The sequence below is a fragment of the Georgenia sp. Z1344 genome (assembly GCF_049856295.1).
Lineage (GTDB): Bacteria > Actinomycetota > Actinomycetes > Actinomycetales > Actinomycetaceae > JB111.
This window is the reverse complement of record NZ_JBNDMZ010000010.1, coordinates 100,802-121,666: the sequence shown is the minus strand read 5'-3', so window position 1 is coordinate 121,666 and position 20,865 is coordinate 100,802. Positions and strand designations below refer to the sequence as shown.

Sequence of the window (20,865 nt, the reverse complement as noted above, 5' to 3'; positions counted from 1 at the left end):
GCCGGGCGGGCAGCGCGCGGCCGACAGTCGCGCAGGACGGCGCATCGCCGCCACGACGGCGGTGCGCCGCAGTCGCCGTCCCGACCTCCGACGTCACCCGAGCGCCAGGGAGTCGAGGACGGTCGCGACGTCCTCCTCGACGACGTCGGTCCTCTCGGCGGTGACGACGAACATGACGAGCACGACGACGCCGTCCGGTCCTGGCACCGGATAGGCGATCGTGTCCCACTCCCCCGACGTGCTGCGCGCCTCCCAGCGCGTCACGCTCTCGCCGGCCACGTCCCGCGTCCCCGCCTCGACGATGCTCGCCGGGTCGTTCCCGCGCGCCGCAAGGAGGCCGGGCATGTCCGCGACCGGACCGTCGGCCGGTTCCACCACGACCGTCGAGCCGGCGATCGTGCCGTCCGCGGTCGCTGTGGCCATGGCGAGCGAGCCCGGCGGGAGGTTCGCCGCCGCGGCGGACTGCTCCTCCCACGCGTCCGGGTAGGTCACCGAGAGGGCCAGCGCCCCGTCCGGTGCCGGGGCGCGGTCGCCGGACGGCGCCGCGTCCTCCGATGCGGAGCCGGTCCTCGTCTCTGTCTCCTCGGTCTCCGGATCGGGCTCGGGTGCGGGTACGGACGAGGGCGAGGTGTCGGAGCCAGGGTCGGGATCCACCGGTCGTTCGTCGTCGTCGGGCGGGGTGTCCGACCCGGCCCCGGACTCTGAGGACCGGGCCCCGTCGGGCGCGACCGTCCCGTCCGACGCGCCCGTCGGCTCGCCGTCGCCGCACCCGGCGAGGGCGAGGCCGGCGGCGAGCAGGAGCGCCGTGAGGGAGGTGCCGCGAGCGGCGTTGCTGGACCCGGAGCGTGTGCGTGTGCGTGTGCGCATGCGGCCAGGCTGGCCGCGCGCAGCACCTCGGGCGGCTCGTCATCCACACGTCCGCTCCGAACCGCCACCTGTCCACATCCACCGGGACGGCGCACCACGACGAACGACGACGGCGCCACCCGCGATCGGCGACGCCGTCGTGCGACCCGCGAGGCGGTCCCTCGGGACGGCCCTCGGCCGGTCAGCTGATCTCGATGGAGTCGAGGATCGCCTCGAAGTCCTCCTCGTGGCTGTCGAAGTCGTCCACCGGGGACTGGACCGAGATCTCGACGTACGAGCCGTCCTCGAGCGGGAAGCCGTAGGCGCGCTGGCGCATCTCGCCGTCGCCCAGGTCCTGCGTCGTCTCGATGCCCTCCGCCTCGTGCCCGCCGATGTCGCGCGGCTCGAGCTCGGTGAACTCCGACGTGTCCTGGCCGCTCTGCGCGAACAGCTCCATGAACGTGCCCTCGCCGATCGTGCCGGGCGCGTACCGGATGACGCGTGCCCCGGTCGGGAACGGCTCGGCCGGGTCGAGCGCGTAGGCGTGGGTTTCGGCCACCCCCTGGGGCAGGCCGGCGCTGTCGGTCTCCAGGTCCTCCCAGCCCTCGGGCCAGGTGATGTCGATGCGTTCCTCGGCGGCAGCGCTCCCCGACTCTCCACCGGGGCCGGCCGAGCCGGACTCGCTCCCGGTCTCGGGCGGCAGGCCCGCGGGGTCGTCGGACCCGGTCTCGGACCCGGAGCCCGATTCGGCGCCGTCGTCGGACCCGGACTCCGCGCCGTCCCCCGCGCCGCCCGACGTGACCTCGGGCTCCTCCGACGTCTGCGGGGAGTCCTCGGTGGTGGTCGTCTCCTCGTCGTCGCCCCCGCCGCAGGCGGCGAGCGTGAGGCCGGCGCCGAGCGCGACGGCCGCGACAAGGGATCGACGGACAGGCGTGTGCATGATCCTCATGCCCTCCACTGTGCATCAGGGCGCCACAGGCGTGGGACCGGGATCCGCACGGGGCTCCCCCACCATTCGTGCCGACACCCATCACGCACGACGACGGCGCCGCCCGAGGTGGGCGACGCCGTCGTGCGACCTGCGGGGCGGTCCCTCAGGACCTCACCTCAGCGGGTCAGTTGATCGTGATCGAGTCGAGGATCGCGTTGAAGTCCTCCTCGTTGGCCTCGAACTCGTCGGCGGAGGACGAGAGGACGATCTCGACGAACGAGCCGTCCTCGAGCTGGAAGCCGTAGGCGCGCTGCACGATGGCGGTGCCCTGGGCGTCCTGCTCGAACTCGAGGCCCTCGGCCTCGTTCCCGTCGATGTCGCGCGGCTCGAGCTCGGTGTAGGCCGAGGTGTCCTGGCCGCTCTGCTCGAGCAGCTCGATGTAGGAGCCGTCGCCCATGATGCCGGGCGCGTAACGGATGGCCGTGACGTTCGTGGCGAAGCTGGCCGAGTCGGTCGTGCCGTAGGCGTGCATCTCCTCGACGCCCTCCGGGATCGGCATCTCGCCGGCGGCCGCGGACAGGTCCTCCCAGCCCTCGGGCCAGGTGATCTCGATGCGCTCCTCGCCGGTGGCGCCGCTCTCGGACTCGCCGCCGGGCGCCGCGCCGGCCGAACCGGCCTCGCTCTCGGTCTCCGGGGGGAGGCCCGCTGCGTCGTCGGACTCGGTCTCGGACCCGGTCTCGGCGGCGTCGGACTCGGTCTCCCCGCCGTCCGAGGGAGCCTCGGGCTCCTCCTCGGTCTCCGGAGCCTCCTCCTCGGTGGTGGTCGTCTCCTCGTCGTCGCCCCCGCCGCAGGCGGCGAGCGTGAGGCCGGCGCCGAGCGCGGCGGCCGCGACGAGGGAGCGACGGACAGGCTTGTGGGTGATGTTCATGTGAACCACTTTCCGGTAGGGGTCTGTCGAGTACGGGAAGGATCGACGGGGAGATCTCCCCGTGGGACCTTCCTCACTCAGTCGATGACGACGGATGCGAGGATCTCGTCGAAGGTCGGTATGAGGCTGGCGAACTCGGTCTCCTCGGCGACCAGGGTGATCTCCACGAGACCGCCGTCGTCGAGCTCGACCGGGTAGAGGTGCTGGACGACCGAGCCGGTCCCGGGGTCGGTGACGCGCTCGTACGGGGTGACGGGGGTTCCGTCCACCTCCCGTCCGGGCAGCTCGAGGAGCTCGGCGAGATCGGTCCCCTGCTCCTCGAGGATCTCGGCGTACGACCGACCCTCGGTGGTGGACTCCCCGAACGACATGACGACGACGGAGGTCGCGAACTGGTTCGTCGGGTCGCCGTACGCCTGGACCTCGGCCCCCTCGGGGGTGGTCGAGATGTACGGCGACAGGTCTTCCCAGCCCTCGGGCCAGGTGATCTCGACCTCCGGGCCGTCGAACGGCTCGGCGGTCGGGCTCTCCGACGACGACTCCGACGACGACTCGGACGACGACTCGCCCGAGCTCTCCGTCGAGGGGGTCTCCCCCGACGTGCTCTCGGAGTCGTCCTCGCCCCCGCCGCAGGCGGCGAGGAGGAGCGCACAACCCGCGGTCGCAGCGAGTGCTGCGGCGGCGCGGACGTGCGTCGGTCGGGTGCTCATCGCCCCCACGCTTGCACCACCGGCGCGATCTCGCATCCCTGCCCGCCGTGAGATGAACCGCACGCGACACGCCGCGGAGGTACCCGTCGACGCCCCTCAGTCGACCGAGATCGAGTCGATGATCGCCTGGAAATCCGGCTCGAACTCGCCGAACGTGGCCTGGGGTGCACCCACGACGACCTCGAGGAACTGGTCGTCCTCCGTCATCAGCCCGTAGCCGTGCAGAAGCTGGTCCTCCACGCCTTCGGTCTCGAAGACGATGGTGACCTCGTACCCGTCCGCCTCGGTGCCGAGGATCTCCCGCGGCTCGATGAGCGCCGCGTCCTGCCCGGGCCCGTCCGGCGTGGAGCGGCAGTGATCCACCATCGACTCGGCGTAGTCGTCACCCCAGTAGCCCGGCTCCCACAGCGTGATCCGGACGTCGGCGGGGCCGGTGAGGGTCAGCGCGCTGAGCGTCTCCTCCTGCCCCCCCGCTGCCCGGCTCCTGGGGCTGAGCCTCCCATTCCTCGGGCAGTGCGACCGTCACGCGGCCGTCCCCGACGGCTGCCGGATCACCCGGCTCGACGGCGTCGTCGTCGGAACCGGCCGACCCGGTCACGCGCGAGTCCGAGCTCGACTCCTCGGGTGCGGAGGTCGCGTCGTCCGTGCCGGACTCCTCGGCGCTCTCGTCCTCCGAAGGCGTCTCCCCGGTCGAGGTCTCCCCGCTCGGGGCCGCCTCGCTCGGGGCCACGGTGCCCTCGGGCGCGCCGACCGAGGCCGGCGGCTCGGGAGCGGGGCCGGGCGTCGAGTCGTCGTCCCCGCCGCAGGCGGCGAGCACGAACGTGAGGGAGAGGGCGAGAGCGCTGACGCCGAGACGTCGGGCGGACGGACGCGGAGCGGTGGGAGACGAGGCGGACGGTTGCGGGCCGGTCGGACGCGCGGCGGGAACACTCACGGCCGGATCCTTCGTCACGACGAGCTGGAGGCGGAGGCGTCGGTCAGTTGATGACGACCGAGTCGAGCGCCGCCTCGAAGGCCTCCTGGTGCTCGTCGACGGACTCGATGCCCGCCGAGTACACGATCTCGACGGCGCTGCCGTCCTCGAGGACGACCCCGTATAGCTGCTGGCGGTACGTGATGCCCTGCTGCGACGCGTCGGTCGAGTACCCCTCGGCCGGGTGCCCGCCGATCTCGCGCTCGGGCAGGTCGCGCAGGCTGGAGGGGTCCGCGACCTGCGGCTCGGCAAGATCGCGGTACGAGCCGCTCGGGACGGTGCCGGCCGGGTAGGCGACGACCACGATGTTGGACGTGAAGGTCCCGGGCTCCGCGTCCGGCACCGCGTAGGCCTGCACCTCGAGCGGTGCCGTGCCGGCGGCGAGCTGCTCGCTCACGTCGGTCCAGCCCTCAGGGAACTGCATCTCGACCTGGGGCACGTCGCCGGACCCCGCGGCGGCGTCGGAGCCCTCCTCGGTCGGCTCCTCCGTCGCGTCGTCGGAGCCGTCCTCGCTCGTCTCCTCGTCGGCGGGCTGCGTCTCCTCGGCAGGCTCGGTCTCCTCCGCCGGCTCGCTCTCCGTCTCGGAGGTCTCCTCGTCGGTGGGCTCGCTCTCCTCGGCAGGCTCGGACGCCGGAGGGTTCTCGTCGGGCGAGGGCGCGATCGCGGAGTCGTCGTCACCGCCGCAGGCGGCGAGGGTGAGGGCGGTCGCGAGGGTGAGGGCCGCGGCGGCGGCGTGGCGGGGGGACGTCGAGATCTGCATGGCCGAAGTCTCTCATCCCGCACACGGTGACAAGATGCGTCGTGCGGCGAGTTCTCCCCATGGTTCCGCGGTTCGACGGTTCCACAGATCGGCGGACGCACCGAGGCCCGGGACCCCTGCAGGGGTCCCGGGCCGCGGGCGACGTCGGACGTCAGTCGTTGGTGGTCTCGGGTCAGTTGATGGTGGCCGAGTCGAGCACCGACTCGAAGAGCTCCATGCCCTCCGTGATCTCGTCGACCTCCGCCGAGAGCACGAACTCGACGATGCTGCCGTCCTCGAGGACCACGCCGTAGAGCCGCTGGCGGAAGGTGAAGCCGGACTCGCTCGCGTCCTGCTGGTAGCCGGTCGCGGTGTGGCCGTCGATGTCGCGCTCGCCGACCTCGTTGAGGGAGCCGGAGTCGCCGCCGAGCTCCTGGACGAGCACGTCGCCGTAGGACGAGCCCGCGGGGGCGGTGCCCGCCGGGTAGGTCGTGATGACGGCGTTCATCGAGAAGCCGTCCTGGCTCGGCACGCCGTAGATCTGCATGCCCATGCCGGGCTGCTCCGGGACCTGGTCGGACATGTCGACCCACTCGTCGGGCCAGGTGACCTCGACCTGCGGGAGCTCGCCGGTCGCGCCGGCGCCCGGGGCCTGCTCGTCGGAGTCGCTGGGCGCCTCGGCCGCGTCGTCGCTCGGGGCGGCGGCCGCGTCGTCCTCGGTGTCCTCGTCCTCCGCGGGGGCGTCCTCGCTGGGCGCCTCGGCCGCGTCGTCCTCGGTGTCGCTGTCCTCGTCCTCCGACGGCTCCTCGGCCGGCTCCGAGGGCTCGGTCGTCGTGGCGTCGTCGTCGGGCGAGGGAGCAACCTCGTCGTCACCACCGCACGCCGCGAGCGTGAGCGTGGCGGCGAGGGCGAGAGTGGCGGTGGCTGCGTGGCGGGGGGAGATCTTTCGCGTTGTCCTGACGTCAGATTGATCCGCCGGTCGAGGTCCGGTGAACCGCTGTCATGGGGACGTCTGACCAGGTCGGACTACCTGTCGGACCGCGACCGTCCGGCATCACCGGGAGTCCGTCCGAATCACCCGGGGCCTGGCGGGTCTACTCGATGTCGATCGACTCCGCGACCTGACGAAGGCCCGGAAGGTCCGCCTCCTCGTCCCCCGCGTCCATCGCGAACTGGAGCTCCCACTGGTAGCCGTCCGTGTAGATCGGGTAGGTGTACTGGACGAACCCGCCCGTCGGCGTCGACATCTCCACCCGCAGGCCGGGTACCGAGGAACCGTCGACGGTGATCGCGTCGGCCTCCGACATCTCGGCGTCCGGCGGCCGCTGGGCCTCGAGCGCCTCGCGGTAGGCCTCGAACGAGCCGGCTCCGCCCTCGATCGCCGTGAGCGTGAGCTGCGTGCCGTTGGCGGCGGTCTCCAGGGGGGCGGCGCCGAGGACGATCGTCGGGTGGCCCTCGTAGGCGAACGACAGGTCGTTCCAGCCCTCGGGCAGCGCGTAGGACACGGTGCCGGCGTCGTGCTCGATCGTGATCCGCTCGCCGTCGGCGGCCGGCGCCTCGCCCTCCGCGTCGTCGTCGCCCTCCTCGGAGGTCGGTTCCTCGCCGGCCCCGTCGCTCGGGGAGTCCCTGGGCTCGTCCTCCGCGGGGCCGTTGGGCTCAGCGGCGGACCCGGCGCCCTCGTCGTCGTCGGCCGTGCTCGACTCCTCGGTCTCCTCCTCCGCCGGACCCTCGGAGCTCGAGGACCCGGACGGGGACTCCTGGGACTCGCTCGTCTCCTCGTCGTCGAGGCTCTCGACGGGTGAGCAGGCGGCGAGCGCCGCCGCGAGGACGAGCGCCGCGCCGGCGCCGAGGGTGCGACCGTGCCGCATGGGACTCCTTCTCAGGGGACGGGGACGAACCGCCGTGCCGGTGCGCCGGCACGCGTCGGGTCGATCAGGGGGTCAGGCGAGGATCGGACCCGAGGTCCGGGTGCGCTTGAGCTCGTAGAGCCCGGGCACGGAGACGACGAGCGCGAAGCCGTCCCACAGGCGCAGCGCGTCCTCGCCCGTGGGGGCGGGGGTGACGACCGGGCCGAAGAACGCGCCGTCGCCGTACTTGATGACCGGCACGCCGACGTCGTCGCCGACCAGCTTCTGGGCGGTGGCCGTCGTCGCCCGGAAGGCCTCGTCGAGAGAGGAGTCCTCGGCGGCCTCGACGAGGTCCGCCGGCAGGTCGAGCTCGGCGAGCGCCTCGGTCACGACCGCGAGCTCCTCGCTCTTGCGGTCCTCCGGGTGGAACTTCGTGCCGACGGCCGTGTAGAGCGCGGCGAACTGCTCGGCGGTCAGGCGCTCCTTGGCGGCCTGGAAGACGCGCACCACGCCCCACTGGCGGTCGAGGCCCGCGCGGTAGTCGGCGGGGACGTCCTTGCCCTCGTTGACGATGACGAGCGGCATGAGGTGGAGGTGGAGGTTGAGCCCGCGGGCCTCGGCGACCTCGGTGAGCCAGCGGGAGGTCATCCACGCCCAGGGGCAGTGGGGGTCGAAGAACAGGTCGACGTCGTGCGGCTGGAACGAGGCGGAGTCCGTCATGACCTCATCGTCCCACGGGGTCGGGCCGGTCGGCGGGAGCGGCACAGGGTGTCGACGGCGGCCCGCGCCCGGACGCGGTTACGCTGCCTGACGGCGCTCCTGCGCCCGGCCGGGACCACGGCGGTCCCGGTGCGTCATCCCCCGATCCACAGGAGCCCTCGTGCCCGCAGAGAACCTCACCCGGGCGGAGGCCGCCGAGCGCGCCTCCGTCGTGGCCACGCAGACCTACCGGGTCGAGCTCGACCTCACCCGTGGACCCGAGGTGTTCGGTTCGACGACGACGCTCACCTTCGCGGCCACCCCCGGCGCGTCCACGTTCCTCGACCTCATCGCGCCGGTCGTCCACCGGATCACGCTCAACGGGTCCGACGTCGACACGTCCGCGTTCGCCGACTCGCGCATCGAGCTGACGGGCCTCGCGGAGACCAACGAGATCGTCGTCGAGGCCGACGGCGCCTACATGACCACCGGCGAGGGCCTGCACCGGTTCGTCGACCCGGTCGACGAGAACGTCTACCTCTACTCGCAGTTCGAGGTGGCCGACGCGCGTCGCGTGTTCGCGTGCTTCGAGCAGCCGGACCTCAAGGCCGAGTTCAGCTTCGTCGTCACGGCCCCCGCGAGCTGGACGGTCTTCTCCAACGAGGCGGCCGCCGAGGTGAGCGACGCCCCGGTCGACCCCGGTGCCGACGGCGACTCCGAGGCCGACGCGCGGACCTGGACGTTCGCCCCCACCGCCCGCATCTCGACCTACCTCACGGCGATCGTCGCCGGCCCGTACGCCGGGACCACCGGCGAGCTCACCTCGAGCGACGGCCGGACGATCCCCCTCGGCGTCTACGCGCGCGCCTCGATCGCCGAGCACCTCGACGCCGAGACGATCATGGACGTCACCCGCCAGGGCTTCGCCTTCTACGAGGAGGCGTTCGACCGCCCCTACCCGTTCACGAAGTACGACCAGGTGTTCGTCCCGGAGTTCAACGCGGGCGCGATGGAGAACGTCGGCCTCGTCACCTATCTCGAGAACTACGTCTTCCGCGGGCCCGTGTCCGGCGCCGTGCGCGAGCGCCGCGTCATCACGATCCTCCACGAGCTCGCCCACATGTGGTTCGGCGACCTCGTGACCATGCGGTGGTGGAACGACCTGTGGCTCAACGAGTCGTTCGCCGAGTACGCGTCCCACCTCGCCGCCGCCGAGGGCCTGGGGATCGACGACTCGTGGGTGACCTTCACGTCGCTGGAGAAGGCCTGGGCGCTCGACCAGGACCAGCTGCCGACGACCCACCCGATCGTCGCGTCGATCGAGGACCTCGAGGACGTCGAGGTCAACTTCGACGGGATCACCTACGCCAAGGGCTCCTCGGTCCTCACCCAGCTCGTCACCTTCGTCGGGAAGGACGCCTTCCTCACGGGCCTGCGCCGCTACTTCGCCGCGCACGCCTTCGGCAACACCGAGCTGTCCGACCTGCTCGTCGAGCTCGAGGCCGCCTCCGGGCGCGACCTGCGGGCGTGGTCGACCGTGTGGCTCGAGTCCGCCGGCGTCACGACGCTCACGCCGGAGGTGACGACCGAGAAGGACGACGAGGGCGTCGAGCGGATCGCCACCGCCGCGATCCTCCAGTCCGTGCCGGACGCGCACCCGGTCCAGCGCCCGCACCGGCTCGCGGTGGCGGGGTACGAGCTCGACGGCGAACGGCTCGTGCGCAGCTGGTCCGAGGAGGTCGACGTCGACGGCGCGCGCACCGAGCTGCCGGAGATCGTGGGCCGGCCCTGGCCCGCGGTGCTGCTCGTCAACGACGAGGACCTCTCCTACGCCAAGGTCCGGCTCGACGACCGCTCGCTCGCCGCGGCCACCAAGCACGTCGACGCGTTCGCCGAGGCGATGCCGCGCACCCTCGTGCTCGCGTCCGCGTGGGACATGACGCGTGACGGTCAGTGGGCCGCGAGCCGGTACCTCGACCTCGCGCTGCGGGCGCTGGCCTCCGAGCAGCAGCCCACCGCGATGCGGGTGCTGCTCGCGAACGTGCGCACCGCCGTCGAGCGGTACTCCGACCCGACCACGCGCGACCAGGTCCGGGCCGCCGTGGCGGACGACCTCGCGGTCCTCGCCGAGGCCGGGTCCGACGCCCAGCTCCAGCTCTCGCGGGCGGCCGCCCAGCTCGTGGTCACCGACGAGCAGGTGGCGACCGTCCGCGGCTGGGTCGACGGCACCGCGCCTCTGGCCGGCCAGGAGGTCGACGCCCAGCAGCGGTGGGAGGTCCTGCGCGGGCTCGCGCTCGCCGGGGCCGTCACGGACGACGACGTCGAGGCGGCCCTCGCGGCCGACCCGTCGGCGACCGGCCGCGAGTACGCCGTGTGGGTCCGGGCCGCCCGCCCCACCGCGGAGGCCAAGCAGTGGGTGTGGGAGAACATCGTCGAGGCCGCGAACCTGCCGAACACCCAGCAGCGGTACGCCGCCCTCGGGTTCGCCGACGTGCGTGACCCGCAGCTCCTCGCCCCGTACGTGCGCCGCTACCTCGACGCGCTGGTGCGGGTGTGGACCGAGCAGACGAACGAGATGGCGCAGAACGTGGCCACGCTCGCGTTCCCGGCCGCACTGGCGGGACGCGCGGACGAGGCCGGCGTCGACGTCGTGGCCGAGACCCGCGCCTGGCTCGAGGCGAACGCCGACGCGCCGGCCGCCCTGCGCCGCCTCGTCGCCGAGCGGCTCGACACGGCGGAGCGCGCGGTACGCGCCCAGGCGGTCGACGCGGGCCGCTGAGGTAGGGGGCCGCCGGTGAAGCACCAGCCCGGCGACCACCCTCAGCGACGAATGCGGCGATCGGGTGGTGAGTGCGGGGACCGGATCCCCGCACTCACCGCCCGATTCCCTACGTCGAGGGCCGGAGCAGGCACCCGCGCCCGGGTCAGCGACCCTGGCGGCCCATCGCGCGCTCGACCGTCGCCACGAGCGAGCGGACGCGCGGGTGGGCGTGCAGGTCGTCGAGGAGGACCACCTGCTCGGTGCCGTCGGCGAGCGGCACCTTCCAGTTCGGGTACTCGGTGTGCGTTCCGGGCTGGTTCTGGGCGCGCCGCTCCCCCACCGCGTCGACGAGCGAGACGCCCACGAGGTAGCTCGGCGTCGCGGCGACGTAGGCGTGCAGCGCCTCGAGGATCTCGCGCTCCGAGGGGTCCTCGCCGACCAGCCCGTGCTCGCGCAGGCGCTCCACGGTGCGGCGACGCTCGAGCGCGGACTCGGCCCGGACCTGCTCGACCGGCTCCACCAGCAGGCCGAGGCGCTCGCGCAGGTCGACGTGCTCGTCGGCGAGGTACCCCGCGACGGGCGGCAGGTCGTGCGTGTCGACGGTCGCGAGCGCGAGCCGCCGGTAGTCCGCGGGCTCCTTCGGCCGCCCGTCCTCGTCCTTCTCGAACCAGAACACCTGCGTGCCGAGGACGCCGCGCTCCTCGAGGTAGTCGCGCACCCAGGGCTCGACCGTGCCGAGGTCCTCCCCGATGACCACCGCGCCCGCGCGGTGCGCCTCGAGCAGCAGGACGCCGACCATCGCCTCGTGGTCGTAGCTGACGTAGGTGCCCTGGTCGGCCCCGCCGTCGGTGGGGATCCACCACAGGCGGAACAAGCCGGCCACGTGGTCGACCCGGATCGCGCCGGCGTGGCGCAGCACTGTGCGCAGCATCTGCCGCAGCGGGGCGTAGGCGGTGCGCGCGAGAGCGTCGGGCCGCCACGGGGGCTGGGACCAGTTCTGGCCCTGCTGGTTGTACATGTCCGGCGGCGCGCCGACCTCGATGCCGGCGGCGAAGACCTCCTGGCCGGACCAGCGCTCGGCGCCCTGGGAGTCCACCCCGACGGCGAGGTCGTGCATGATGCCGAGCCGCATGCCGGACTCCGTTGCCGCGCGCTGCGCCGCCGCGAGCTGCTCGTCGAGCACCCACTGGAGCCACGCGAAGAATTCGACCCGGTCCGCGAGCTCGGAGCGCTTGAGCGCCACCTGCGGGCTTGCGGGGTCGGTGAGCTCGACCGGCCACGGCTCGCCGGCCTGGTCCTCGAGCAGCGCGCACCACAGGGCGAAGTCCTCCAGGCCCTCGCCCTCGTCCGCCCGGAACCGCTCGAACGCCTGCTGCCGCGCGGCGCTGCGGCCGGCGGCGAAGATCACCTCGAGCGCCTGGAGCTTGGCCGCCCACACGGCGTCGCGGTCGAGGGGCTCGTTCGTCTCGTTGAGGGGGCGCACCTCGTCCGCCGCCCACTGCACGAGCGAGCGCTCGGGGCCGGAGAGGTAGGTGGCCTCGTGGATCTCCTCGGGGCGCAGGTAGATCGGGTTGACGAACCGGCGCGTGACCGGGAGGTAGGGGGACGTCTCCATCCCCTGCACCGGCTGCGCGGCGTGCAGCGGGTTGATGAGGATGAAGTCGGCGCCGGAACCCCCGGCGAGCGCGGCCAGCTCGGCGAGGTCCGCGGCGTCCCCCAGCCCCCAGGAGCGGCGCGACCGCACGGAGTACAGCTGGGCGCTGAGCCCCCAGCCGCGGCCGCCCTCGAGCTCGGGAAGCTGCAGGCGGTCCGGCGTCACGGCCATGGGTGCACGACGACGCCGAGCACCCGCGGGCTTGGCGACCACCGTGTGCCAGCCGAGCGGCAGGTCGGCGGGGACGACGAACTCCACCCTCGACTGCGTGCGGCCGTCGACCTCCCGCATCTCGGGCGGCTCGGCCGCGGGGCTCAGCTCCCACCGCTCGCCGTCCTCGAGGCGCACCTCGACGTGGACGTCGGTGCCCAGCGGGACGTAGACCGACAGCCGGGACTCGTGCCCCTGCCGCACGACCACCGAGTCGGGCAGGACCTCGCGCCAGGGCGCCAGCTCGTGCTCCTCGAGGGACTCGGCGACCTCGTCGTCGGTGTCCGCCGGGACACCCAGGGCCCGCAGCGCCGACCGGATCGTGGCCGCGCTGATCGTCCGGTGCTTCCCGTGGAAGTCCCAGAACTCGGTGGCGACCCCCTTGAGGTCCGCCAGACGCGCGAGGGCCTGCGAGGGTGCCACGGCGTCGTCGGCGTCCATCATTGAGCTCCTTACGTGAGGCCCGCGCTGGCCGGCCGTCGAGGTTCGGTGGAACATCATGATCCTGCCAGAGCAGAACGGCGGACGCCGTGAGGTTGTGCCGTGTTGCCGCAAGGGTTCCACGGGTGACAATGGGGCGATGACGACGAGCGACCGATCGACCCAGCTGGCCGAGCGCGCGGCGCTGTTCGCCCGCCTCGGCGGCCACGAGACCTTCGAGCTGCTCGCCCGTCGCTTCTACGAGGGCGTCGCCACGGACGAGGTGCTCGCGCCGATGTACGAGGGCGACGTCGAGGGCGGCGAGCGGCGCCTGCGGATGTTCCTCGAGCAGTACTGGGGCGGGCCCACCACGTACTCCGAGGAGCGCGGCCACCCGCGTCTGCGGATGCGTCACGCGCCGTTCCGCGTGACCCCGGACGCTCGGGACCGGTGGCTCACGCACATGCGCGCCGCCCTCGACGACGCCGGGCTCGACCCCGAGTCCGAGCAGGCCATGTGGGACTACTTCGTCCGCGCCGCCGACGCGATGATCAACACGCTGGAGCCGCGGCCGTGAGCGATGAGCAGACGACGCACGTCGGCGTGCCCTCGGTGCCTCCCCCGCCGGGCGACCGGTCGGGCGTGCTCGACGTCCCGAGCAGCGACTCGGAGCAGATGCGGCGCATCCTCGACGCCATGCGCCTCGAGCGCACCGGCGACGACACGTACGCGGCGGAGTCCCTGCCGCAGCTGTCGGGGCGGATCTACGGCGGGCAGGTGCTCGCCCAGGCGATCCTCGCGGCCGACGACACGCTCGTCGACGACGGGGACGGCCCACGCCTGCTGCACTCCGCCCACGGCTACTTCCTGCGCCCGGGCAACGCCGACCACGGGGTGACCCTTGCCGTCGAGCGCCTGCACGACGGCCGCTCGTTCTCCACCCGCCGCAGCCACGCATTCCAGGGCGGGAAGCCGATCCTGTCGATCATCTTCTCGTTCCAGGAGACCCAGCCGGGGCTCGAGCACCACGACCCCGCACCGGACGCGCCGGACCCGGAGACGCTGCCGAGCGCGATCGACCTGTTCGAGTCCGTCGACCACCCCGTCGCGCGGTTCATGTCCTCGACCGCGGCGTTCGACATCCGGCACGTGGGGCCGAGCATCTACCTGGGGCCGGACCCGGACAGGTCCGACACGCAGATGCTCTGGATGCGGGCTCGTGCCCCGTTGCCCGAGGGCAGCAGCCAGCTCCTCCACCGCGCCCTGCTCGCCTATGCCTGCGACCAGGTGATGCTCGAGCCGGTGCTGCGTCGACAGGGACTGACGTGGCGCACGGACGGGCTCTCGATGGCCTCGCTCGACCACTCGATGTGGTGGCACCGAGAGCTGCGGGTCGACGACTGGCTGCTGTTCGTCCAGCGCTCGCCGTCCGCGCAGGGCGGCCGTGGCCTCGGGACCGCCGAGGTCTACGACCGCTCCGGCGCGCTCGTGTCGACCATCGGGCAGGAGGGCATGGTCCGCGTGCCCGAGCCCCAGCCGCACGTCTCGGGGTCGGGTCCCGGCGAGCAGTGGCGCCGGCCGTCCCTGCGATAGACACCTGCACGACGACGAGGCGCGCCCGGGCAGGACGTGCCCGATCGGGCGCGGGCTCGGGCCTCGTGCGCGCCGGCACCGCACCCGGGTCCCCGCGGCCCAGACGTCCCCCGCGGCATGCGATCTCCCGAGGGCGGGCAAGACCCCGGGAGCACGCGAGGACCGGGGAGCACGCGGGGTCCCGGCGCGGGGGCACCGGGACCCCGGGGCTGCCGTCAGGCCCGGCGGACCATGTCGGTCGTGTTCTGCGCCGTCCGGATGAGCGCGATCGCCGACTCGAGGCCGACGCGGACGAGGACGAGGTAGAGCAGGGCCGGCACCCAGCCGAGCAGGAGGGCGAGGATGCCGAGCATCGCCTCTCCCGTCGCGAAGCCGGTGACCACGAGCATGAGCCAGCCGATCGCGGCGATCCCGATGACCAGCACATAGATGATCTTCGCGAACGTCAGGGTGATGAAGTCGTTGAAGGACAGGTCGAACAGCTTGGCGAAGAACCCCTTCGCGGCGTCCGCCGGGGCTGTGGCGCGGTACGGGTCGCCGACGCCCGGGGGACCTCCCGCCCGGCCGGGGCCTCCGGGGCCGCCGTAGCCCCCGGGCGGCCCGTACCCGCCGTGACCGCCGGGCGACGGTGCGCTCGGATGGACGGCGTACTGGCCGGTCCCGGGCGACTGCGCGGAGTGCAGGCCGGAGTCCTGGTGCTGGTCGTCGGGCTGCCCGGGGTGGTGACCGAGCGGTTCGGGGGGATGGTGGGACATGAGTGCCTCCGAGGGCTCTCCATCGAGCTGGCCAGAGGGGGTTCAGGCCGTGTTCTCGACCGTCGACGAGCCACCGTCGGACGTGTCTCGGTCCCGGCGTCGGAAACGTATCGCAGCATCCGTGAGTTCGGACCACGCTGAACGTTCGGCCGCGGTGATCCTGCGCGGACGTCCAGTCTCCTCGTCGACGAGGACGAGCGTGGTCGTCGCCCGCGCGGCTGGCCCGTCAGGCCCGGGGATCTCGTAGCAGACGTCGATCGACGCCCCGCCCATGTGCGAGATCCACAGCTCCACCTGCAGGGGCTCGAGCGAGTACTCGACGGGCGCGAGGTACTCGATCTCCTGTCGGGCGATCAGCGTGTTCGTGCCCGACCCGGGGCCCATCGCGGGCGAGTCCTCCCCCTGGCGCGGCTGCCAGAACGCCTGGATGCGGCACTCCTCGAGGATGCCGAGCATCTTCGCGTTGTTGACGTGCCGGTAGGCGTCGATGTCCGACCAGCGCAGGCGCACGGGGATCGTCAGGCGAGGCATGGGAGCCATTGTCGCCCGACCGTCCGGGTCCGATGGTGACCGGCCGTGCGGAGGCACGGCCGACGACCGGGACCGGCCCGGACGGCCGACGACGAGAACGGCGCCCGACGGGCACCGACGAGCCGGACGACGACGGGCGGGGCTAGGCGGCGCTCCCGTCGCCGGGCACGAGGCGCGAGCGCTGGTGGCCCAGGCCGTCCACGCCCATCTCCATGACATCCCCGCCGGTGAGGTAGGGGAAGCGACCCGACAGGGCGACGCCCTGCGGCGTCCCCGTGCTGATGAGGTCGCCGGGCTCGAGCCGCACGTACTGCGAGAGCTCGTGGACGATCGTGGGGACGTCGAAGATGAGGTCCGCCGTCGTCGAGTCCTGCCGCGGCTCGCCGTTGACGGTCGACCAGATCCGCAGGTCCCCCGGGTCCAGCTCGCCCGCCGGCACGAGCGCGGGACCGACGGGGCAGAACGTCGGCGCGGTCTTACCCTTCGACCACTGCCCGAGCGAGGTGACGAGCTGGTGCTCGCGCTCGGAGACGTCGTTGCACACGACGTACCCGGCGATCACGGCCTCCGCCTCCTCGCGGGAGGCGAGCCGGTGCGCGGCGCGGCCGACGACGATGCCCAGCTCCACCTCCCAGTCGAGCTTCTCGGCGCCCGGGGGGATGACGACGTCGTCGTAGGGGCCGACGACGGTGTTGGGGTGCTTGAGGAAGACGATGAGCTCGCTCGGGGGCTCGGCGCCGGACTCCGCCGCGTGGGCCGCGTAGTTCTGGCCGATGCAGATCACCGCCGTGGGGCGGGCGATCGGCGCGCCGACGCGGGCGCCGTCGATGCTCATCTCGGGCAGCTCGCCCGCCTCGAGCGCGCGGGCGACGCGGTCGATCCCGCCGCCGCCGAGGAAGTCGCCGTCGATGTCGGCGGTCAGGCCGTCCAGCGCGTACGTCGTGCCGCCCTGCCGGACCACGGGTCGCTCGCCGCCGACCGGACCGATACGCAGGAGCTCCATGCCGGTCACGCCTCCGGGACGAGCGCGACGACCGCGTCGATCTCGACGAGGAAGCCGCTGAGGTCGGCCTGGATCGAGGTCCGCGCCGGGTACGGCTCGCTCAGGCACTCCTTCGAGACCTCGTTGAACTCGGGCCAGTCGGCCATGTCGTTGAGGTAGACGCCGATGCGCACGGCATTGCTCATCGAGGTCCCCGCCGCCTGGGCGACGGCCTCGAGGTTGGCGAACGTGCGCCGCACCTGGTCCGCGAAGCTGCCGCCGACGAGGGTGCTGTCGGCGTCGAACGGCCCCTGCCCCGCGAGGAAGAGGAACCCCCCGCTGACGATGCCGGACGAGTACGGGCCCGCCGGCGCGGGGGCCTCGGGCGAGGTGATCTGCTGCATGGGGGTGTTCCCTTCTAGTGACGGCCCAGGACGGGCCAGACGTCGACGACGACACCGCCGTCGACGACGAGGACGTGGCTGTGCATGTTGGTGAGCCCGCAGGCGTGGTTGGGGCGGAACCGGACGAGGTCGCCGACCTGCAAAGGCGCAGCGCCGCCGAGCACGCCGTGCTCCTCGTACCCCTTGGCGAGGACTCCCCCGCCGTCGGTGACGACGGTGCCGATCCGTCCGTCGCCGTGCATGCTCGGGTCGGAGCTCATGGCCTTGATCCCGGCGTCGACGACGACGGGCTCGCCCCGCTGCGTGCTCACCACGCGGCTGAGCACGCTCGTCGCGGTGTCGGCCGGGTCGATCGTGCCGATGGCGACCTGGTTCTCGTCGCCGTAGACGTAGGTGCCCGGACGGGCCTCGGTCACGCCGTCGGCGCTCGGGGCCGACCGTGAGCCGGCGGTCGAGCCGACCGAGACGCTGCCGACCTCGAGGCCGTCCGCACGCAGCCGGTCGGCGACATCGGCGAGGAGGCGCCCCGCCGCCGTGCCGACCTCGAGGCGCCGCTCCGGGTCGGGCCCGAGGGCCTGGACGTGCCCCTCGTGCGTGAAGATCCCCTCGAGCACGAGACCCGGCAGGTCCGCGAGGTCCCGGGCCACGGCCGGCGCCTCCTCGGGGTCGACGCCGGTGCGCCCGAGGCCGGTGTCGACCTCGAGGCGGACCTCGACCTCGACGCCCTGCGCGGCCGCCGCCTCGGCGAGCGGCCGGGCCGAGGCGAGCGAGTCGACCCCGACGATCAGGCGCGCGCGCCGCGCGGCGCCCAGCGCCGTCGCGACCCGGTGCGGACCGACGGGCGGGTACGCCCAGAAGACGTCCGGCACGCCGGCCGCGACGAGCGCCTCGACCTCGCCGGCCGTCGCCGCCGTGAGCCCGACCGCCCCCGCCTCGAGCTGCATGCGGGCGACCTCGGCGGACTTGCTCGTCTTCCAGTGGGGACGCAGCGCGACGCCGAAGCCGCGCGCCACCCCCGCCATCCGCGCGATGTTGCGCCGCACGGTCGGCAGGTCGACGAGGACCGCCGGGGTCGGCAGCTCCTCGAGCGGTCGGCCGACGACGTCGGCGGGGTCGGTCACGGTCACGGGGCCCTCCAGGGCGTCTCGGTGGGGTCGGCCGGTCAGGTCGGCAGGTCGGGCAGGCCGGCGGGCGGGACCGACGCCGGAGGCGGCGGCGTCGTCGGGGTGACTAGGCGAGCGGGAACTCGCGACGCACGTCGAACTGCGAGTACGCCACGTGGCGGGTGAGCGGGTCGGCCGCCTCGGCGTACTCGGTCAGCGGGAGCAGCGACCGGGTCTCGCCACGGAAGCGGACGTAGGGCTCGGCGAGCGCGACGCCGGCGGTGCGGCCGAACTCGCCGTTGCTCGCCTCGATGAGCTTGCGGGCGAACGGGCCGTCGTAGCCCTGGCTCGAGAAGCAGTCCATCGCGGCGATCTTGCGGCCGACCACCGAGGTGATGTCGATGAACAGGTCGTTGCGCACGCCGTAGGTGGACAGGGCGTCGCCCGCCATGACCGGGAGGCCGCCGAGGAAGACCTGCTTGACGTTGACCTCCTCCTTGCCGTCGATGTTCTTGAGGAACTGGGAGGCACGGTCGAGGGCGGCGATGAGCGTCATCGTCGCGATCGTGTGCGCGGAGTTCGTCACCGCGGGGTTCTGCGGGTAGTCCGCGATGATGACGTCGGGCCGGTGCTTGGCGATGAGCTCGGCGACCTCGTCGACCATGTCCTCCTGCACCACGCTGATGGCGTCGTCGTGGTCGAGGAACTCGATCGTGCCGATGCCGACGATCTCGGCGGCGCGCCGCAGCTCGCCCTTCTTGTTCTCGATGATCGCCTCGCGGTCGGCCTCGAGGAGGGCGAGGTCGGCGGCGTCCTCCTTGCGCGCCTCCTCGGCGTAGACGTTGGGGTGGATCCGTCCGCCGTGCGTGAGGATCACGGCGACGATCTCGTCGCCGGCGTCGGCGTGGAGCGCCAGCGTGCCACCGCAGTTGGTGATCGTGTCGGCGGGATGGGCGTAGACGGTCATGACGCGCATGGGTGTACTCCTGTTGTGGGGTTGGTCGTGCAGATCTAGTGGGTGGTGACGTGCGTGAGCTGCCGGTCCCGCTGACGCTCGGGGTCCGGGACCGGCGCGGCCTCGACGAGCCGACGGGTGTAGTCGGTCTGCGGGTCGTTGAGGACCGCCTGCGCGTTCCCGCGCTCGACGATCTGCCCGCCCTGGAGCACGACGACGCTCTCCGAGAGCAGCTCGACGACCGCGAGGTCGTGGCTGATGAAGAGGCAGGAGAAGCCGAGCCGCTGCTGCAGGTCCTGGAACACGTCGAGCACGGCGGCCTGGACCGACACGTCGAGCGCCGAGGTCGGCTCGTCCGCGATGAGCAGCTCCGGGTCGAGCGCCAGCGCCCGGGCGATACCGACCCGCTGGCGCTGGCCGCCGGAGAGCTCGTGCGGGAAGCGCGTGACCCACGCGGCGGGCAGCTGGACCTGCTCGAGGAGCTCGACGACGCGGGCCTTGCGCTCGGCCTTCGTCATCTCGCGCCGGTGCGCGACGAGCGGCTCGGCGATGCACTGGCCGATCGTCATCCGCGGGTTGAGCGAGGAGGCCGGGTCCTGGAAGACCATGCCGTAGTTCGCGCGCGACCGGCGCGCGGCCCCTCCCCGCAGGTCCTTGAGGTCGACGTCGCCGACCCGGATGCTGCCGGCCGTGATCGGGGCGAGCCCGACGATCGCCTTGCCGATCGTCGACTTGCCCGATCCCGACTCGCCCACGAGCCCGACGACGGACCCCTCGGGCACCGAGAAGCTGACGCCGTCCACCGCGCGGAAGCCCTGCCGGCGCCAGGAGCGGTTGTACTGGACCACGAGGTCGGTGACCTCGAGCGCGACCGGGTCGGAGGTCTCCGGCTCGGCGGGAACGGGTTCCTCGCCGGTCGGCTGCGGCACGGCGTCGAGGAGCTTGCGCGTGTAGGGGTGCTGCGGCGACGCGAAGAGGGCGTGCGACTCCGCCGTCTCGACGACCCGCCCCTCCTTCATGACGACGATGCGGTCGGCCATGTCGGCGATGACGCCCATGTCGTGCGTGATGAGCAGGATCGACAGGCCGCGGCGGTCGCGGATCGCGCGCAGGAGGGCGAGGATCTCCGCCTGGATCGTCACGTCGAGGGCCGTGGTGGGTTCGTCGGCGATGATGACGTCCGGGTCGTTGACGAGCGCCATCGCGATGACCGCGCGTTGGCGCATGCCGCCGGACCACTGGTGCGGGTACTGCTTCGCCCGCTCCGCGGCGTCCGGCACGCCGACCCGCTCGAGGGTCTCGACCACCAGGGCGCGGGCCTTCGCCCGGCCGGCCCGCGGGTGGTGGATGAGGTAGGCCTCCTCGATCTGCGCTCCGATGGAGATCACCGGGTCGAGGGTCGTCATGTGGTCCTGGAAGACCATCGCGATGCGCCGCCCCCGGATCTTGCGCATCCCGCCCTGGCTCAGCGTGGCGAGGTCGACGCCCTCGAACTCGATGTGACCGCCGAGGATGGAGGCGGTCGGGGGCAGGATCCGCAGGACGCTGAGCGCGGTCATGCTCTTGCCAGAGCCGGACTCACCCACGACGCCGACGATCTCGCCCTCGTGGACCTCGAGCGACACGTCCTCGAGGATGCGCGCCTTGCCCTGGGGCGTCCGGATGTCGAGGGTGAGGTCGCGGACCGCCAGCAGGGGGTTCGTCGTCGTCTGCCCGTCCGTGGTCGAGCCGCTCGACGTGCTGTCCGTCGTCGACCTGATCGTGGTCGACCCGTTCATGATCGGCCCGTCCGACGTGGTCGTCGTCGTCTTCTCGTCTGTCATG

General features: G+C 72.9%; 21 protein-coding genes. 3 read left to right on the top strand and 18 right to left on the bottom strand.

Annotated features, from left to right (window positions below; translation table 11 throughout):
• Window positions 1-93: 93 nt before the first annotated feature.
• The 10 genes from ACPYO6_RS12325 to ACPYO6_RS12280 all read right to left on the bottom strand — a co-directional run bounded on the left by ACPYO6_RS12325 (window position 94) and on the right by ACPYO6_RS12280 (window position 7,694).
• A complete protein-coding gene (locus tag ACPYO6_RS12325; protein ID WP_425714922.1) occupies window positions 94-867 on the bottom strand; it encodes a hypothetical protein in 774 nt (257 codons plus the stop codon).
• A 181-nt stretch (window positions 868-1,048) separates the two neighbouring features.
• Window positions 1,049-1,795 carry a hypothetical protein gene (locus ACPYO6_RS12320; protein ID WP_425714923.1) on the bottom strand — a complete coding sequence of 249 codons (747 nt, stop codon included), beginning with the start codon at window positions 1,793-1,795 and terminating at the stop codon, window positions 1,049-1,051.
• Between the two features lie 166 nt (window positions 1,796-1,961).
• On the bottom strand, window positions 1,962-2,705 hold the full coding sequence (locus ACPYO6_RS12315) for a hypothetical protein (protein ID WP_425714924.1): 744 nt from the start codon (window positions 2,703-2,705) through the stop codon (window positions 1,962-1,964).
• A 77-nt stretch (window positions 2,706-2,782) separates the two neighbouring features.
• Complete coding sequence (locus tag ACPYO6_RS12310) at window positions 2,783-3,415, bottom strand: hypothetical protein (protein WP_425714925.1); 633 nt, start codon at window positions 3,413-3,415, stop codon at window positions 2,783-2,785.
• A gap of 96 nt (window positions 3,416-3,511) precedes the next feature.
• On the bottom strand, window positions 3,512-3,781 hold the full coding sequence (locus tag ACPYO6_RS12305; RefSeq protein ID WP_425714926.1) for a hypothetical protein: 270 nt from the start codon (window positions 3,779-3,781) through the stop codon (window positions 3,512-3,514).
• A gap of 16 nt (window positions 3,782-3,797) precedes the next feature.
• Window positions 3,798-4,349, bottom strand: a complete 552-nt coding sequence (locus ACPYO6_RS12300; RefSeq protein WP_425714927.1) for a hypothetical protein — start codon at window positions 4,347-4,349, stop codon at window positions 3,798-3,800.
• Window positions 4,350-4,392: 43 nt separating this feature from the next.
• A complete protein-coding gene (locus ACPYO6_RS12295) occupies window positions 4,393-5,148 on the bottom strand; it encodes a hypothetical protein (protein WP_425714928.1) in 756 nt (251 codons plus the stop codon).
• A 172-nt stretch (window positions 5,149-5,320) separates the two neighbouring features.
• Window positions 5,321-5,710, bottom strand: coding sequence for a hypothetical protein (locus ACPYO6_RS12290; protein ID WP_425714929.1), 390 nt, complete (start codon window positions 5,708-5,710; stop codon window positions 5,321-5,323).
• A 511-nt stretch (window positions 5,711-6,221) separates the two neighbouring features.
• Window positions 6,222-6,995, bottom strand: a complete 774-nt coding sequence (locus tag ACPYO6_RS12285) for a hypothetical protein (protein ID WP_425714930.1) — start codon at window positions 6,993-6,995, stop codon at window positions 6,222-6,224.
• A gap of 72 nt (window positions 6,996-7,067) precedes the next feature.
• Window positions 7,068-7,694 (bottom strand): disulfide bond formation protein DsbA, encoded by a 627-nt coding sequence (locus ACPYO6_RS12280; protein WP_425714931.1) that lies wholly within the window; start codon window positions 7,692-7,694, stop codon window positions 7,068-7,070.
• 160 nt (window positions 7,695-7,854) lie between these two features.
• Here ACPYO6_RS12280 and pepN point away from each other — a divergent pair, with 160 nt between their 5' ends.
• Window positions 7,855-10,452: an aminopeptidase N gene (gene pepN / locus ACPYO6_RS12275; protein WP_425714932.1), complete on the top strand. Its 2,598-nt coding sequence runs from the start codon at window positions 7,855-7,857 to the stop codon at window positions 10,450-10,452.
• 145 nt (window positions 10,453-10,597) lie between these two features.
• Here pepN and malQ read toward each other — a convergent pair whose 3' ends face one another.
• A complete protein-coding gene (gene malQ, locus ACPYO6_RS12270) occupies window positions 10,598-12,739 on the bottom strand; it encodes a 4-alpha-glucanotransferase (protein ID WP_425715054.1) in 2,142 nt (713 codons plus the stop codon).
• Window positions 12,740-12,878: 139 nt separating this feature from the next.
• Here malQ and ACPYO6_RS12265 point away from each other — a divergent pair, with 139 nt between their 5' ends.
• The gene (locus tag ACPYO6_RS12265; RefSeq protein WP_425714933.1) at window positions 12,879-13,295 is read left to right on the top strand and encodes a globin; all 417 of its coding nucleotides are present in this window, start codon (window positions 12,879-12,881) and stop codon (window positions 13,293-13,295) included.
• A complete protein-coding gene (locus ACPYO6_RS12260) occupies window positions 13,292-14,311 on the top strand; it encodes an acyl-CoA thioesterase (protein ID WP_425714934.1) in 1,020 nt (339 codons plus the stop codon). The genes ACPYO6_RS12265 and ACPYO6_RS12260 overlap by 4 nt, the downstream gene beginning before the upstream one ends.
• Before the next feature lie 215 nt (window positions 14,312-14,526).
• Here the strand turns inward: ACPYO6_RS12260 and ACPYO6_RS12255 are convergent, their stop codons facing one another.
• From ACPYO6_RS12255 to ACPYO6_RS12225, 7 genes are all read right to left on the bottom strand, one after another.
• Complete coding sequence (locus ACPYO6_RS12255) at window positions 14,527-15,066, bottom strand: DUF4282 domain-containing protein (protein WP_425714935.1); 540 nt, start codon at window positions 15,064-15,066, stop codon at window positions 14,527-14,529.
• Between the two features lie 42 nt (window positions 15,067-15,108).
• Entirely contained in the window at window positions 15,109-15,597 is a 489-nt protein-coding gene (locus ACPYO6_RS12250; protein WP_425714936.1) for an acyl-CoA thioesterase, read from the bottom strand.
• 142 nt (window positions 15,598-15,739) lie between these two features.
• Window positions 15,740-16,600 carry a fumarylacetoacetate hydrolase family protein gene (locus ACPYO6_RS12245; protein ID WP_425714937.1) on the bottom strand — a complete coding sequence of 287 codons (861 nt, stop codon included), beginning with the start codon at window positions 16,598-16,600 and terminating at the stop codon, window positions 15,740-15,742.
• 5 nt (window positions 16,601-16,605) lie between these two features.
• The gene (locus ACPYO6_RS12240; RefSeq protein ID WP_425714939.1) at window positions 16,606-16,983 is read right to left on the bottom strand and encodes a RidA family protein; all 378 of its coding nucleotides are present in this window, start codon (window positions 16,981-16,983) and stop codon (window positions 16,606-16,608) included.
• A gap of 14 nt (window positions 16,984-16,997) precedes the next feature.
• Window positions 16,998-18,110 (bottom strand): alanine racemase, encoded by a 1,113-nt coding sequence (locus tag ACPYO6_RS12235; protein WP_425714940.1) that lies wholly within the window; start codon window positions 18,108-18,110, stop codon window positions 16,998-17,000.
• A gap of 103 nt (window positions 18,111-18,213) precedes the next feature.
• Entirely contained in the window at window positions 18,214-19,062 is an 849-nt protein-coding gene (locus tag ACPYO6_RS12230; protein WP_425714941.1) for a PIG-L deacetylase family protein, read from the bottom strand.
• A 35-nt stretch (window positions 19,063-19,097) separates the two neighbouring features.
• Window positions 19,098-20,864 (bottom strand): ABC transporter ATP-binding protein, encoded by a 1,767-nt coding sequence (locus tag ACPYO6_RS12225; protein ID WP_425714942.1) that lies wholly within the window; start codon window positions 20,862-20,864, stop codon window positions 19,098-19,100.
• Window position 20,865 lies beyond the last annotated feature (1 nt).